At 63.1% G+C, this 12,466-nt stretch carries 15 protein-coding genes; 6 read left to right on the top strand and 9 right to left on the bottom strand.

Annotation, left to right across the window (positions count from 1 at the left end):
- Positions 1-9: 9 nt before the first annotated feature.
- The 6 genes from hpf to N6L26_RS10915 form a co-directional block, all read right to left on the bottom strand.
- On the bottom strand, positions 10-579 hold the full coding sequence (gene hpf, locus N6L26_RS10940; RefSeq protein ID WP_263605600.1) for a ribosome hibernation-promoting factor, HPF/YfiA family: 570 nt from the start codon (positions 577-579) through the stop codon (positions 10-12).
- A 78-nt stretch (positions 580-657) separates the two neighbouring features.
- A complete protein-coding gene (dnaQ, locus tag N6L26_RS10935) occupies positions 658-1,353 on the bottom strand; it encodes a DNA polymerase III subunit epsilon (protein WP_263605599.1) in 696 nt (231 codons plus the stop codon).
- A gap of 41 nt (positions 1,354-1,394) precedes the next feature.
- The gene (coaE, locus tag N6L26_RS10930) at positions 1,395-2,009 is read right to left on the bottom strand and encodes a dephospho-CoA kinase (RefSeq protein ID WP_263605598.1); all 615 of its coding nucleotides are present in this window, start codon (positions 2,007-2,009) and stop codon (positions 1,395-1,397) included.
- The gene (gene aroE, locus N6L26_RS10925) at positions 2,006-2,860 is read right to left on the bottom strand and encodes a shikimate dehydrogenase (RefSeq protein WP_263605597.1); all 855 of its coding nucleotides are present in this window, start codon (positions 2,858-2,860) and stop codon (positions 2,006-2,008) included. The genes coaE and aroE overlap by 4 nt, the downstream gene beginning before the upstream one ends.
- The gene (locus tag N6L26_RS10920) at positions 2,857-3,462 is read right to left on the bottom strand and encodes a Maf family protein (protein ID WP_263605596.1); all 606 of its coding nucleotides are present in this window, start codon (positions 3,460-3,462) and stop codon (positions 2,857-2,859) included. The genes aroE and N6L26_RS10920 overlap by 4 nt, the downstream gene beginning before the upstream one ends.
- Entirely contained in the window at positions 3,459-4,244 is a 786-nt protein-coding gene (locus N6L26_RS10915) for a pyruvate, water dikinase regulatory protein (protein ID WP_263607297.1), read from the bottom strand. The genes N6L26_RS10920 and N6L26_RS10915 overlap by 4 nt, the downstream gene beginning before the upstream one ends.
- Before the next feature lie 377 nt (positions 4,245-4,621).
- On the opposite strand from N6L26_RS10915, the gene hemE reads away from it, so the two are divergent.
- The 4 genes from hemE to N6L26_RS10895 all read left to right on the top strand — a co-directional run bounded on the left by hemE (position 4,622) and on the right by N6L26_RS10895 (position 8,106).
- Positions 4,622-5,647, top strand: coding sequence for a uroporphyrinogen decarboxylase (hemE, locus tag N6L26_RS10910; protein WP_263605595.1), 1,026 nt, complete (start codon positions 4,622-4,624; stop codon positions 5,645-5,647).
- 33 nt (positions 5,648-5,680) lie between these two features.
- Positions 5,681-6,124, top strand: coding sequence for a CopD family protein (locus N6L26_RS10905; RefSeq protein WP_263605594.1), 444 nt, complete (start codon positions 5,681-5,683; stop codon positions 6,122-6,124).
- Positions 6,125-6,305: 181 nt separating this feature from the next.
- Complete coding sequence (gene rho / locus N6L26_RS10900; protein ID WP_263605593.1) at positions 6,306-7,571, top strand: transcription termination factor Rho; 1,266 nt, start codon at positions 6,306-6,308, stop codon at positions 7,569-7,571.
- A gap of 13 nt (positions 7,572-7,584) precedes the next feature.
- Positions 7,585-8,106 (top strand): AAA family ATPase, encoded by a 522-nt coding sequence (locus N6L26_RS10895; RefSeq protein WP_263605592.1) that lies wholly within the window; start codon positions 7,585-7,587, stop codon positions 8,104-8,106.
- On the opposite strand, the gene N6L26_RS10890 is transcribed toward N6L26_RS10895, so the two are convergent.
- The 3 genes from N6L26_RS10890 to N6L26_RS10880 are packed head-to-tail and all read right to left on the bottom strand — an operon-like array spanning position 8,101 to position 10,813.
- Positions 8,101-8,502, bottom strand: a complete 402-nt coding sequence (locus N6L26_RS10890; protein WP_263605591.1) for a nuclear transport factor 2 family protein — start codon at positions 8,500-8,502, stop codon at positions 8,101-8,103. The two genes, N6L26_RS10895 and N6L26_RS10890, sit on opposite strands and share 6 nt — an antisense overlap.
- On the bottom strand, positions 8,499-10,115 hold the full coding sequence (locus N6L26_RS10885; protein WP_412071327.1) for an FMN-binding glutamate synthase family protein: 1,617 nt from the start codon (positions 10,113-10,115) through the stop codon (positions 8,499-8,501). The genes N6L26_RS10890 and N6L26_RS10885 overlap by 4 nt, the downstream gene beginning before the upstream one ends.
- Complete coding sequence (locus N6L26_RS10880; RefSeq protein WP_263605590.1) at positions 10,115-10,813, bottom strand: dienelactone hydrolase family protein; 699 nt, start codon at positions 10,811-10,813, stop codon at positions 10,115-10,117. The genes N6L26_RS10885 and N6L26_RS10880 overlap by 1 nt, the downstream gene beginning before the upstream one ends.
- 96 nt (positions 10,814-10,909) lie before the next feature.
- Between N6L26_RS10880 and N6L26_RS10875 the strand changes: the two genes are divergently transcribed.
- Both N6L26_RS10875 and mnmE read left to right on the top strand, forming a co-directional pair.
- Entirely contained in the window at positions 10,910-11,173 is a 264-nt protein-coding gene (locus N6L26_RS10875; RefSeq protein WP_263605589.1) for a DUF6489 family protein, read from the top strand.
- Between the two features lie 15 nt (positions 11,174-11,188).
- Complete coding sequence (gene mnmE, locus N6L26_RS10870) at positions 11,189-12,460, top strand: tRNA uridine-5-carboxymethylaminomethyl(34) synthesis GTPase MnmE (protein ID WP_263605588.1); 1,272 nt, start codon at positions 11,189-11,191, stop codon at positions 12,458-12,460.
- Positions 12,461-12,466 lie beyond the last annotated feature (6 nt).

Here is a 12,466-nt window from a genome sequence, read left to right as displayed (position 1 = left end):
CCGTCGCTCCTAGCGCGGCTCGACCCAGCCGATCGAACCGTCGTGACGGCGATAGACCATATTATGCACGCCGCTGCCCGCATTTTTGAACAACAGGCCGTTGGTGTTCTGCAGATCGAGCAGCATCACCGCGTCGGCCACGCTGCATTCGGGAATCATCGCCTTCGTTTCGGCAATGACCGGCGGGCTGTCGGCAGCCAGTTCCTCGTCATTGTCGGGCTCTGGCGCGCCGAGGATCGTATAGGCGGCTTCCGCCTCGCGCACCGCATGGGCGGCCTGTTCGTGGCGGTCGTTGATCCGGCGCTTGTAACGGCGCAGCTGCTTTTCGATCTTGCTCGCCGCGGCATCGAAGGCCTGGTGGACGTCATGCGCTTCCGCATGACCCTTGAGGATCAGGCCCTGCATCACATGCGTGACGATATCGGATGTGAACGCGCCGCCCGACCCTTTGCCGAAGGTGACATGCGAGGAAATGGCACGGTTGAAATACTTGTCGACGATGGAGTTCAATCGATCGCCGACATGCTCCTGCAGCGCTGTGCCGGTGTCGATCTGGTGGCCGGAAACACGAATATCCATCTTGTTGTTATCTCCTTTACCGCTCCCCGTGCGGATCAAACTCCCCGGCCCGTCCGCCGGTTTCCGCCTTACCGGACGCTAGCCCCACAGGGGGTTCTCGATCCCGGTCATGAATTCGCGATGCCGCGCCAGTTCCGCAGCGCTGGCATGGTGCGGGCGCGGTTGGCGGCGCGGCCCCGACGGGGCTTGGCGCACGGCAGATAAATCGGCGGTTTGGACGACCCCGGCGGAGGCGACCTCGGCCGCCAGTTCGAGGCCGATCTGCCGCCCACCCTTGAGCTCGACATAGACCTGCGCCAGCAATTCGGCATCGAGCAGCGCACCGTGCTTGACGCGGTGGCTGCGATCGATCCCGTACCGCGAGCACAGTGCGTCGAGCGAGAGCTTGGCCCCCGGATGCCGCTTGCGTGCCAAGGCGACGGTATCGATCATCCGGCTGGTGCAGACCGGCGCCAGTTCACACAGCGACAACTCGGTATTGAGAAACCCGAAATCGAATCCCGCGTTGTGCGCCACCAGCGGCGAATCGCCGATGAAGTCTAGCAGTTCGGCAGCGAGGTGGCGAAACAGCGGTTTGTCCGACAGGAATGCCGCCGACAGGCCATGTACGGCCTCGGCGCCCGCGGGCATGTCGCGTTCCGGATTGAAGTAAGCGTGGTAGCTCGCGCCGGTTGGGACGAGATTGACCATCTCGATGCAGCCGATCTCGACCATCCGGTCCCCGGTCTTGGGGTCTAGGCCGGTGGTTTCGGTATCGAACACGATCTCGCGCATCACGACTCCTATCGACCCCGCGGGGCCAGATTACAAGGGGGTTACGGCGATCGCCGCGCGGGTCCGGCACTGCGCAGCTCCGCGATCAGCGCGAGGATCGCATCTTCGGTCTCTTCGACCGAGGTTCCGGTGTCGACGATGTGGTCAGCCCGCGCGCGTTTTTCCGAATCGGGGGTTTGCAGTTCGAGAATATGCGCGAACTTCTCTTGGGTCATTCCGGGGCGGGCCAGCACCCGCCGGCGTTGGGCTTCGGCAGGGGCGGAGACGACCACCACGCGGTCGACCGCATCGGCGCCGCCCTTTTCGAACAATAGCGGGATATCGAATACTACCAGCGGCGCGCCGGCATGTTCGATCAGAAAAGCCTCGCGCTGCGCTCCCACTGCTGGGTGGACAATGGCTTCGAGCCGGGACAATTCCTGCGGATTGCCGAACACCAGCGCCCCGAGTTTTTCGCGCGAGACGCCGCCCGCATCGGTACTCCCGGGAAAGGCAGCCTCGATTGCGGGCACCAACGCGCCACCCGGCCCCTGCATCGCACGGACCTCGGCATCGGCATCGAATACCGGCACGCCAGCCGCTTCGAACATTGCGGCGACGGTGGACTTGCCCATGCCGATGGAACCGGTGAGGCCGACGATGAGCGGGCGGGTCATGCCGCCAGCCTTTCGCGCAGCGTCGAATCGTATTCGCGGGGCGGGGCTACGCCGAAGAAATATTCGAACGCCGCCGCTGCCTGGCCGATCAGCATGGAAAACCCATCGATGGTCTGGAACCCGGCAGCGCGGGCATTTTCGAGAAAGGGCGTATCGACCGGGTCTGTAACGATGTCATAAGCGATCGAGCCCGGCGGCGCATGGCTCCAGTCGAAGGCGAGGGCGGGCTGGCCGCGCATGCCCAGCGACGAGGCGTTGACGACCAGGTCGCAGCATCCCTCGCGGTCGTCGAACTCAAAATCGGTCGCTTGCGCGAAATGGTCCAGCGGCGCGACATGGTGTTCGCCGTCGGGATCGAGTTCCTCCAGCAGCGCGCTCGCCTTATCTGTATTGCGGCCCGCGAGGACGATGCGAAACCCTTCGCGCGCCAGCCCGGTCACGATCGCGCGGGCCGCCCCGCCGGTGCCGAGCACGCGCGCCATGCGGAAATAGTGCTGCTTACCAAGCCGCTGCGCCAGCGGCTCGAGAAACCCGGCGACATCGGTATTGCGTCCGACCAGTCGTCCGTCGGGGGCCTTCACGACCGTGTTTACCGCACCGACGCGCTTTGCCAGCGGTTCGAGCCGGTCGAGTAGCGGCATGATCGCCTGTTTGTGCGGCATGGTGACATTGCATCCGCGCCAGGTGGAGTCTTCGCGGCGTGCGGCGAGGTAGTCCACCAGCCCCGCAGTTTCGACGCGTGTGGCGCGATAGTCTGCATCAAGCCCGAGCTTTTCGATCCACAAACCGTGGATGGCGGGCGATTTGGATTGGGCGATTGGATCGCCGATCACTTCGACATAGTCGGTCACGAAGCGAGCGCGCCTTCGCCGCGCAGCGCATCGATGACTTGCAGCAGAGGCATACCGAGCACGGTGAACTGGTCGCCCGCAATACTCTCGAACAACTGCACCCCGGGTCCCTCAATTCGGAATACGCCCACGCAATAGGATACGGCGGGCCATTCGGCATCGAGATAGGCGGCGATGAAATCCTCGCTGAGGTCCCGTACGCGCAAGCGCGCGAAATCGGAACCGACCCAGGTGATCTGGCCTCCGCGCGCCAGCCCTGCAGCGCTGTGCAGCGTCATCACCTTGCCGGAAAAGAACCGCAGATGTTCGGCAGCATTGTCACGGCTCACCGGTTTGTCGAAGCGTCGGCCGTCGACCTCGACGAGCGAATCCGAACCCAACACCAGCGCATCGGGGCGTGCGGCGGACACTGCCGCAGCCTTGGCCGCAGCCAGCGCCTGCGCGATCTCGGCAGGCTCGGCGCCTTTCATTTCGGCTTCAAGCGCGCGTTCGTCGACCGCGGCACCTTCAGCTTCGAAGGCAATCCCCGCCGCCTCCAGCATCGCCTTGCGCGACGCACTGTTCGAGGCGAGCACGATCCCGCTACCGCCAAGGTCACTCATATCGGTTTGGATCCCTGCGAACTGCCACTTGCCGAACGCTCGTTATACAAGCGGATCACCGCGGCGGCGGTTTCTTCGATCGAGCGGCGTGTCACGTCGATCACTGCCCAGCCATTGTCGGCGAACATCCGCCGGGCGAACTTGACCTCGCCCTTGACCCGCTCGCCATCGACATAGTCGGTCTCGCGTTCTTCATTGAGCGTAAGCAGGCGGTTGCGGCGGATCTGCACCAGCCGTTCGGGCGCGGTGGTCAGCCCCACGATCATCGGGTGCTTGAGTTCGAACAGCTTGGATGGCGGCGGACTTTCGACCACCAGCGGGATATTCGCGACCTTGTAGCCGCGATTGGCAAGATAGATGCTGGTCGGGGTTTTCGAACTGCGCGACACGCCCGCAAGCAGGATATCGGCCTCTTCCCATTCTTCCCAGCCGATCCCGTCGTCATGCGCGATGGTGAACTGGATCGCCTCGACGCGGTTGAAATAGGCCTGGTCCATCGCATGTTGGCGCCCCGGGCGGCCATGCGCTTCCTGGCCCAGCGCTTTTTCCAGCGCTTCGGTCACGCGGTCGAGAATGGGAACCGCGGGCAGGCCCAGCTGGGTGCAGGCTTCCTCCAGCCGGTTGCGCGTGTCCGGATTGACCAGCGTGAACAGGACAAGGCCCGGATTGTCCTTGAGTTCGGGCAGGATCCGCTCGAGATGCTGGCGGCTGCGCACCATCGGCCAGAAATGCCGTATGACATCGGCATCCTCGAATTGCGCAAGCGCCGCCTTGGCGAGCATTTCGAGCGTTTCGCCGGTGGAATCGGACAGCAGATGAAGATGGACGCGGTTGGCGATGACGGGGTCCTGCGGCCTGTGGAGAACGGGGGCATAAACCACGGGAGAAAGCTGGCGACAAGTTCGGGAGCAAAAAGCCTCCCCGGAACGAGTCCTTCACGGGCCGATTCCCGCACACCAAATCCGACTTTTGCGCAGGGGTAGGCATAGCAGGGATAAGTTTGACTCGACTCAGAGGCTGCGGCGAGTCGGCAAGCGGCCTGAACCCTTTGCAGCGCGGGAGAAATCGGGCAGGGGCCACTTATCCCTGAAATCCACAGGGCCAACAGACTCCTACAACCTCTTTATAAATACTATTATTTATTAGATTGGACTCAGCGATGCCCGGTCTCCTGCTCGATACGCTGAACGGCAAACGTGCTGATCGCGTGCCCCTGTGGCTCATGCGCCAGGCGGGTCGCTACTTGCCCGAATACCGGGAATTGCGCGCCGAAAAGGGCGGGTTTCTTGCGCTGGCCTATGACAGCGAAGCCGCCTGCGAAATCACCTTGCAGCCGATTGACCGCTTCGGCTTCGATGGGGCGATCCTGTTCTCCGATATCCTGATCGTCCCGCATGCACTGGGACAGCATCTCGAATTCCTTGCCGGCGAAGGACCCAAGCTATCACCGCCGCTCGTCGATGCCATGCTCGAGGGGCTGACACCCGATAGAGCACGCTACGAGCCGATCTACGAGACCGTACGGCTGTGCCGCCAGCGGTTGTCCGATGACGTGACCATGCTTGGCTTTGCCGGCAGCCCGTGGACTGTCGCGACCTATATGGTCGCAGGCGAAGGTAGCCGCGACCAACACGAAGCGCGCGCGATGGCCTATCGCGATCCAGCCAAGCTCGACGCAATTCTCGAAGCGATCACCAACGAGACGATCACCTACCTGTCCGGCCAGATCGAGGCGGGCGCGGAAGCGGTTCAGTTGTTCGACAGCTGGGCAGGGAGTCTGGCCCCGGACGAATTCGAGCGGCTGGTGATTGCCCCCAATGCGCGGATCGTCGCAGCCCTGCGCGAACGCCACCCGACCACGCCGATTATCGGATTTCCCAAGGGGGCGGGCGAGAAGCTGGCCGCCTATGCCCGTGAAACGGGGGTGCAGGCGATCGGTGTCGATGAGACACTCGATCCGGCATGGGTGGCCCGCGAACTGCCCGGCGACATGCCGGTTCAGGGCAATTTCGATCCGTTGCTCCTGCTGGCGGGAAGCGATCGGCTGGAACAGCGTGCCCGCTTCATCCTCGAAAGCTTCGCCGATCGTCCGCATGTCTTCAATCTGGGCCACGGGATCGACCGCCGGACGCCAATCGCGCATGTCGAGCGCCTGCTGGCCACCGTGCGCGGTTTCAAGGGGTGACGCAGGCGTGCGCGCAGCCTACATAGCCCGGCGATGCAGGATGTATTGGCGATGACCTATCTGTGGCTGAAGGCCGGACACATCATTTTCATGGTGTTCTGGATGGCGGGGCTGTTCATGCTGCCGCGCCAGATGATCTACCTGCACTCGGCCACCGAAGGCTCTGCGGAAGCAGCCCTGTGGGGCAAGCGAATGGGCCTGCTGCGCAAGGTAATCCTGACGCCCAGTCTGATCGTCGTATGGGTGCTGGGGCTGCTGCTGGCGATGACCATCGGCGCGTGGGACCAGGGCTGGTTCCATGCCAAGCTGCTGTTCGTCCTCCTGCTCACCGCGTTTCACGGAATCATGGTTGCGCGGTCGAAAAAGATGGTCGCGGGCGAGCGTCCGATGACCGAGAAACAGCTGCGGATATGGGGTGAATTTCCCGGGATCGCGCTGGCGATCATCGTCGTGCTGGTGATCGTCAAACCCTTCTGAGCGATCGGCCGGTCGCATTCGCGATTGACGCCTCCGCGGCACCGCCGTAATTGCATCCCACCTACCGGCTACAGGTCCCGCATAGAGACGGGACCGGGTCTGCTTTCCCCAAGCCCAGTCCTGAGCGTGTCGAAGGACCCACCGACCTGCCGGCCATCCACACTGATTACCGAGTAGAATTATGCATCTCAAGGATTTGAAAGAGAAAACCCCGGCAGACCTGGTCGCGATGGCCGAAGAGCTGGGTGTCGAGGGCGCCTCGACCATGCGGCGGCAGGATTTGATGTTCTGCATCCTGCGCGAGCTTGCCGAAGACGAAGAATACGAAGAAAAGATCATGGGCATCGGCACTATCGAGGTGCTGCAGGACGGTTTCGGCTTCCTGCGCAGCCCCGAGGCGAACTACCTCGCCGGCCCCGACGATATCTATGTTTCGCCCAACCAGGTCCGCAAATGGGGCCTGCGTACGGGTGACACGGTCGAGGGCGAGATCCGCGCGCCGCGCGAGGGCGAGCGCTATTTCGCGCTGACGACGCTCTACAAGGTCAATTTCGACGATCCCGATGCGGTTCGCCACCGGACCAATTTCGACAATCTCACGCCGCTTTATCCGGACGAGAAGCTCTCGCTCGACACGCTCGATCCGACGGTCAAGGACAAGTCGGCCCGGGTGATCGACATCATCAGCCCGCAAGGCAAGGGCCAGCGCGCGCTGATCGTCGCGCCGCCGCGCACGGGTAAGACCGTGCTACTGCAGAATATCGCCAAGGCGATCACCGACAACCATCCCGAAGTTTTCCTGCTGGTCCTGCTCGTCGACGAGCGGCCAGAGGAAGTCACCGACATGCAGCGCAGCGTGAAGGGCGAGGTTATCTCCTCGACCTTCGACGAACCTGCCAACCGTCACGTACAGGTTGCCGAAATGGTGATCGAGAAGGCCAAGCGCCTGGTCGAGCACAAGCAGGATGTCGTCATCCTGCTCGATTCGATCACCCGTCTCGGCCGCGCCTACAACACCGTGGTGCCCAGCTCGGGCAAGGTGCTGACCGGCGGTGTCGACGCCAATGCCCTGCAGCGTCCCAAGCGCTTCTTCGGCGCGGCGCGTAACATCGAGGAAGGTGGCTCGCTGTCGATCATCGCGACCGCGCTGATCGATACCGGCAGCCGCATGGACGAGGTCATCTTCGAAGAGTTCAAGGGTACGGGTAACTCCGAGATCGTGCTCGACCGCAAGGTCGCCGACAAGCGCATCTTCCCCGCGCTCGATGTGGGCAAGAGCGGTACCCGCAAGGAAGAGCTGCTGGTCGAGAAGGACAAGCTGTCGAAGATGTGGGTCCTGCGCCGGATCCTCATGCAGATGGGCACGATCGACGCGATGGAATTCCTGCTCGACAAGATGAAGGATTCCAAGACCAATGAAGACTTCTTCGCAACGATGAACCAGTAAGGTTTCGACCGCGATGCCCGTCCAGAGAGCCGCCATCACAGGGGCTCCCGGGGCGGGCAAGTCGACCCTGCTGGCAGAACTTTCGCGCCGCGGCGTGGCGACAGTTGCGGAAGTCGCGCGGACGATCCTGAAATCCGCTGGCGGAATGGCGCTGCGCGAAGAGGATCCGCTGGGCTTTGCCGATGCAATGCTCGCAGCCCAGCTGGCAGCGTGGAACGATACCAACATCGAGGGACCGGTCGTCTTCGACCGCGGCTTCCCCGATATCGCCGGTTTCCTGCGGGTCGAGGGACTTCCCGTGTCCGAAGCAATTGCGCGCGCCTGCGCCGAATATCGGTTCGACGGGCCGATCTTTCGCGCCCCGCCGTGGCGCGCGATCTACACACCTGACGATGAGCGTATCCAGGATTGGCAGGAAGCGGTCGCCAGCGATCGGGCGGTGTCCGGCGCCTGGCATGATTATGGCTATACGCTGATCGATCTACCGCTGGCCCCCGCGAAGGAGCGTGCGGCGTTTATCCTTGCGCGTTTATGACGCTTTCATACGCTCCAGCATGGCGCCCATCTGCTCCCAGACCTTGTTCACTGCCTTCAGCGGCCGCACCATGACCTTGAAGTCGGTGATCTTGCCGTCTTCATCGAAGCGGATCAGGTCGATGCCATTGACCTCGATGCCGTCCATCTCGGTCTTGAACTCGATCATTGCGTTCTCGCCATCGACCAGTTCGCGGACATATTCGAAGCTGTCATTGCCAAGCGTCTGACCTGCGGCGGAAAGATAGGCCACTACGATCGGGCGGCCGCGCTGCGGGGTATGGACGACGGGCGAATGAAACACCGCGTCTTCGTGGATGATCGCCGCCAGCGCCTCGGGCGAATTGCCGTTCTCGACCACCTCGTGCCAGCGCTTCAAACCCTGTTCAGCCGTCATACTGCCTCCGCAAATGTATCCGCCCGTGCGGCGGCCCAGGCCTTGGCATAGGGCGTGCTTTCGGGGGAGTCGAGCAACTGGCCGGGCTCGATAAAGCGGTGGATGTGGTCGAGGCTGTCCGACTGCGCGCTGTTCTGGCGTTCGGAGATGTGCGCGGGTGCGATCTGCCACGGATTGTCGAGCCCCATCGCAACGACCATTTCGCGGAAGGAATGCAGCGTATGGCGCTGGAACCGCGCGACGCGCTCGGCCTTCTCCATCGGCACCAGACCGCGCTGCCGCGTGGCGTCCTGTGTGGCCACGCCGGTCGGACACATGTCGTTATGGCATTTCATCGACTGAACACAGCCAAGCGCGAACATGAAGGCGCGCCCCGCATTGCACCAATCGGCACCCAGGCCGAAGTTCATCGCCATCCCGGCACCCGAATGCACCATGCCCGCCGCGACCAGTTTGACCTCGGGCTTTAACCCGCTGCCCACCAGCGCATTGCGCATCAGGATAAGCCCTTCGCGCAGCGGCATGCCGACGCGGTTGGAGAATTCCACGGGAGCGGCCCCGGTGCCGCCTTCGGCACCGTCGACGACGATGTAATCGAGCGTGATACCGGTCTCGCGCATTGCTTTCATCAGCGCGAAGACCTCATGCGGCTTGCCGACACACAGTTTCACCCCGATCGGCTTCCCGCCCGACAATTCACGCAGCTTGGCGGCCCATTCGAGCATCTGGATCGGAGTGGAGAAGGTCGAATGCGCCGGCGGCGAGATACAATCGCTCCCCACCGGCACCCCGCGCGCCTCGGCGATCTCTTTGGTGACCTTGCTGCCGGGCAGGACCCCGCCATGGCCGGGCTTGGCGCCTTGGCTCAGCTTGATCTCGACCATCTTGACCTGTTCGCCGCGCGCGCTTTCGGCAAAGGCTTCGGGATCGAACGCGCCATCTTCGGTGCGGCAACCGAAATAACCGCTGCCGATTTCCCAGACGAGATCGCCCCCGTGCGAGCGGTGATAGCGCGAGATACCGCCTTCACCGGTATCGTGGTAGAAATTGCCCGCGGCTGCGCCCTTGTTGAGCGCCATGATTGCATTGGCCGACAGCGAGCCGAAGCTCATCGCCGAGATATTGAGGAGCGATGCGGAATAGGGCTGGGTGCACTGCCTGCTGCCGACGTCCACACGCCATTCGGCTGGCGCCTGCGGGTTGGGGGCCATCGAGTGGGCGAGCCACTCATATTCGTCCGAATACACATCCAGTTCGGTCCCGAAGGGATGCGAATCGAGCTGGCCCTTGGCCCGTGCGTAAACCAGCGCGCGCTGTTGGTGGTTGAAGGGGCGGCCTTCCAGATCGCCCTCGACCAGATAGGCGCGCGCATAGGGGCGCAAATCCTCCATGATCCAGCGGACATGCGCGAGCAGCGGATAATTGCGCCACAGCGTGTGCCGCCGCTGGAAGAAATCATAGATGGCCAGCAGCAGAAGCGGGACGGTGAACACCAGCCCCCAGCGCAGCCAGTCGACCATGACGAACAGCGCGGTCAGCAACGCCACAACCAGCGTGGGCCCGAACCGCATGAACAGTTCGGAAGAACTGCGGATATGCGCCTTGTTCTGCATCAGCCGAGGTGCTTGGCGAAAAACTCCGCACTGCGCCTATCTGCTAGTTGCGCGGCCTCGTCCGACCGGCGCTTGCCGAATTCGGTGGCGAAGCCGTGATCGAGCCCCGCGTAATCGTGGAGTGTGACCCGAGGGTGGTCGTCCAGCCCCGCGTGCATGGCCTTCTGCGTGTCCTTGTCGACGAAACCGTCTTCGGTCGGGATATGCAGCATCAGCGGATGCGCGATGGCGTGCTTTTCATCGAGCAGGCCGTCGATCCCAACCCCGTAATAGCCAACGCTGGCGTCCACATCGGTGCGCGCGGCGGTCATATAGGCGAGCCGGCCGCCGAGGCAGTATCCGACACAGCCGACCTTGGGCACAGCTTCCTCGCCGCGGATATGGTGGATCGTCGCCTCGATGTCGCGGATGCCCTGGTCCTGGTTGAACTTGCCCATCAGGTCGAGCGCGCGCTGGAATTCGGGTTCGACGTCGGGGTCGAGCTCGACACCGGGCTCGAGCCGCCAGAACAGGTCGGGCGCAACTGCCAGATAGCCTTCTTCGGCCAGCTTGTCGCATTTGCGGCGAATGCCCGCATTCACGCCGAAGATCTCCTGGATGACGAGAATGGCGGCCTTGGGCGTGTTCGCCGGGCGCGCGACATAGGCGCCGAACGTCTCGTTGGCGGACAGGGTGGAGATGGTGACGGTTTCGCTCATGGGCGGGGCTCCCTCGCTTCGATTGGTGTCTTATGCTTGCATGACGCGTGATGCGGACCCAGATAGGGTCTTGCAAGACATAACGGAGCAAGCGCTATGAAGGTCCATATCGAAATCGACTGTACGCCCGACGAGGCGCGGACCTTCATGGGCCTTCCCGATGTCGGCAAGGCGAATGCGGTCTATGTTGACATGATGTCGAAGGCGATGAAGGGCGTGAACAACAACGAGCAGTTGCAGGAATATGCCAAGCAGCTTGCACCGATGGGGCAGGCTGGCTTCAAGCTGTTACAGAGCTTCATGGAAGGCGCCAATGCCTCGCGCTCGTCTTCGCCGGACAAGTCTCCCGCCGACGACTAGGAGCGCCCGCGCGCGATGGAAGATACGATTTTTGCCCTGTCGAGCGGGGCACCCCCGGCGGCGATCGGTGTCATCCGGATAAGCGGACCCAAGGCGGGCGATGCGCTGACCGCGCTGGCGGGCGATCTCCCCCCGGCGCGCTCGCCGCGGGTGCGGACCTTGCGCGATGACGCGCGAGAAGCGCTCGATGTCGTTCTGGTGCTGTGGTTTCCCGGGCCAGCCACCGCAACGGGCGAAGACCTTGCCGAGATCCACTGTCATGGCGGCCGCGCGGTCATCGCTGCGATCGTGGCAGCGCTTGGCGGGCTGGAAGGTCTGCGCGAGGCGGAACCGGGCGAATTTACCCGCCGCGCGTTCGGCAATGGCCGGATCGATCTCGCCGAGGCCGAGGGGCTTGCGGATTTGCTTGCAGCTGAAACCGATTTGCAGCGCAAGGGCGCGCTGCTTTCGGCGGGCGGCGCACTGTCCCGTCAGATCGAGAGCTGGCGCGAGCGGATACTAGGTCTCGCCGCCTCGGTGGAAGCGGTTATCGATTTCGCCGACGAGGACGATGTGGCGGGCTTGCCGACATCTTTCGAAGGCGAGATTGTCGATTTGGCGGAAGAGATGCAGCGGATGGCCGGTCGGCCTGCCGCGGAACGCCTGCGCGATGGCATTCGCGTCGTTCTCGCCGGACCACCAAATGCCGGTAAATCGTCGCTTTTCAATGCGTTGCTGTCTGATGATGCTGCTATCGTGACTGCCGAGGCGGGGACGACCCGTGATGTGCTCGAACGGCCTGTTGCCATCGGCGGGGTACCATTCGTGCTCGTGGACACGGCGGGTATGCGCGAGGAAGGGGCGGGCATGATCGAGGAGATCGGTATCGCGCGCGCCCGCCGCGCGGTGGAGGAAGGGCAGATCGTGCTATGGCTCGGAGAACCCGGCCAGGCACCCGCAGGGTCGATCCTTATCGGTTCGAAAAGCGACCTGGATGACCGCTCAAGCGCCGAGGGTTTGAAAGTATCGTCTGTAACTGGTGTAGGCATCGATGACTTGGTGGAGCGATTGGTAGCTCTGGGCAAGGCGGCGCTCCCGCCGGTCGACCAAGTCGCGTTCAACCGTCGTCAGAGACAATGGGCCATTACCGCAGCCGAAAACCTCGCAGCGGTCGACGCTTCAGGCGACTTGCTTGTGGTCGCGGAGAACCTGCGCAGCGCGAGACGCGCGCTTGATCGGCTGGTGGGTCGCGATTCGACTGAAGAGATGCTCGATGCTCTCTTTGGTCGCTTCTGCATCGGCAAGTAGTGTTTC

Origin of the sequence: Qipengyuania sp. SS22 (assembly GCF_025736935.1) — a bacterium.
Taxonomy (GTDB): domain Bacteria; phylum Pseudomonadota; class Alphaproteobacteria; order Sphingomonadales; family Sphingomonadaceae; genus Qipengyuania.
The sequence above is the reverse complement of the archived record's forward strand: the minus strand, read 5'-3'. Positions and strand labels throughout refer to the sequence as shown.

Bases quoted from the DNA above. Each gene is read 5' to 3' on its own strand.
- N6L26_RS10880 (WP_263605590.1), bottom strand. From the start codon at position 10,813: ATGAGCGAAACCGTCACCATCTCCACCCTGTCCGCCAACGAGACGTTC.
- N6L26_RS10920 (WP_263605596.1), bottom strand. From the start codon at position 3,462: ATGAGTGACCTTGGCGGTAGCGGGATCGTGCTCGCCTCGAACAGTGCG.
- hpf (WP_263605600.1), bottom strand. From the start codon at position 579: ATGGATATTCGTGTTTCCGGCCACCAGATCGACACCGGCACAGCGCTG.
- N6L26_RS10915 (WP_263607297.1), bottom strand. From the start codon at position 4,244: ATGCTCGCCAAGGCGGCGCTTGCGCAATTCGAGGATGCCGATGTCATA.
- N6L26_RS10895 (WP_263605592.1), top strand. From the start codon at position 7,585: ATGCCCGTCCAGAGAGCCGCCATCACAGGGGCTCCCGGGGCGGGCAAG.
- N6L26_RS10875 (WP_263605589.1), top strand. From the start codon at position 10,910: ATGAAGGTCCATATCGAAATCGACTGTACGCCCGACGAGGCGCGGACC.
- rho (WP_263605593.1), top strand. From the start codon at position 6,306: ATGCATCTCAAGGATTTGAAAGAGAAAACCCCGGCAGACCTGGTCGCG.
- N6L26_RS10890 (WP_263605591.1), bottom strand. From the start codon at position 8,502: ATGACGGCTGAACAGGGTTTGAAGCGCTGGCACGAGGTGGTCGAGAAC.
- N6L26_RS10885 (WP_412071327.1), bottom strand. From the start codon at position 10,115: ATGCAGAACAAGGCGCATATCCGCAGTTCTTCCGAACTGTTCATGCGG.
- mnmE (WP_263605588.1), top strand. From the start codon at position 11,189: ATGGAAGATACGATTTTTGCCCTGTCGAGCGGGGCACCCCCGGCGGCG.
- hemE (WP_263605595.1), top strand. From the start codon at position 4,622: ATGCCCGGTCTCCTGCTCGATACGCTGAACGGCAAACGTGCTGATCGC.
- N6L26_RS10905 (WP_263605594.1), top strand. From the start codon at position 5,681: ATGCAGGATGTATTGGCGATGACCTATCTGTGGCTGAAGGCCGGACAC.
- coaE (WP_263605598.1), bottom strand. From the start codon at position 2,009: ATGACCCGCCCGCTCATCGTCGGCCTCACCGGTTCCATCGGCATGGGC.
- dnaQ (WP_263605599.1), bottom strand. From the start codon at position 1,353: ATGCGCGAGATCGTGTTCGATACCGAAACCACCGGCCTAGACCCCAAG.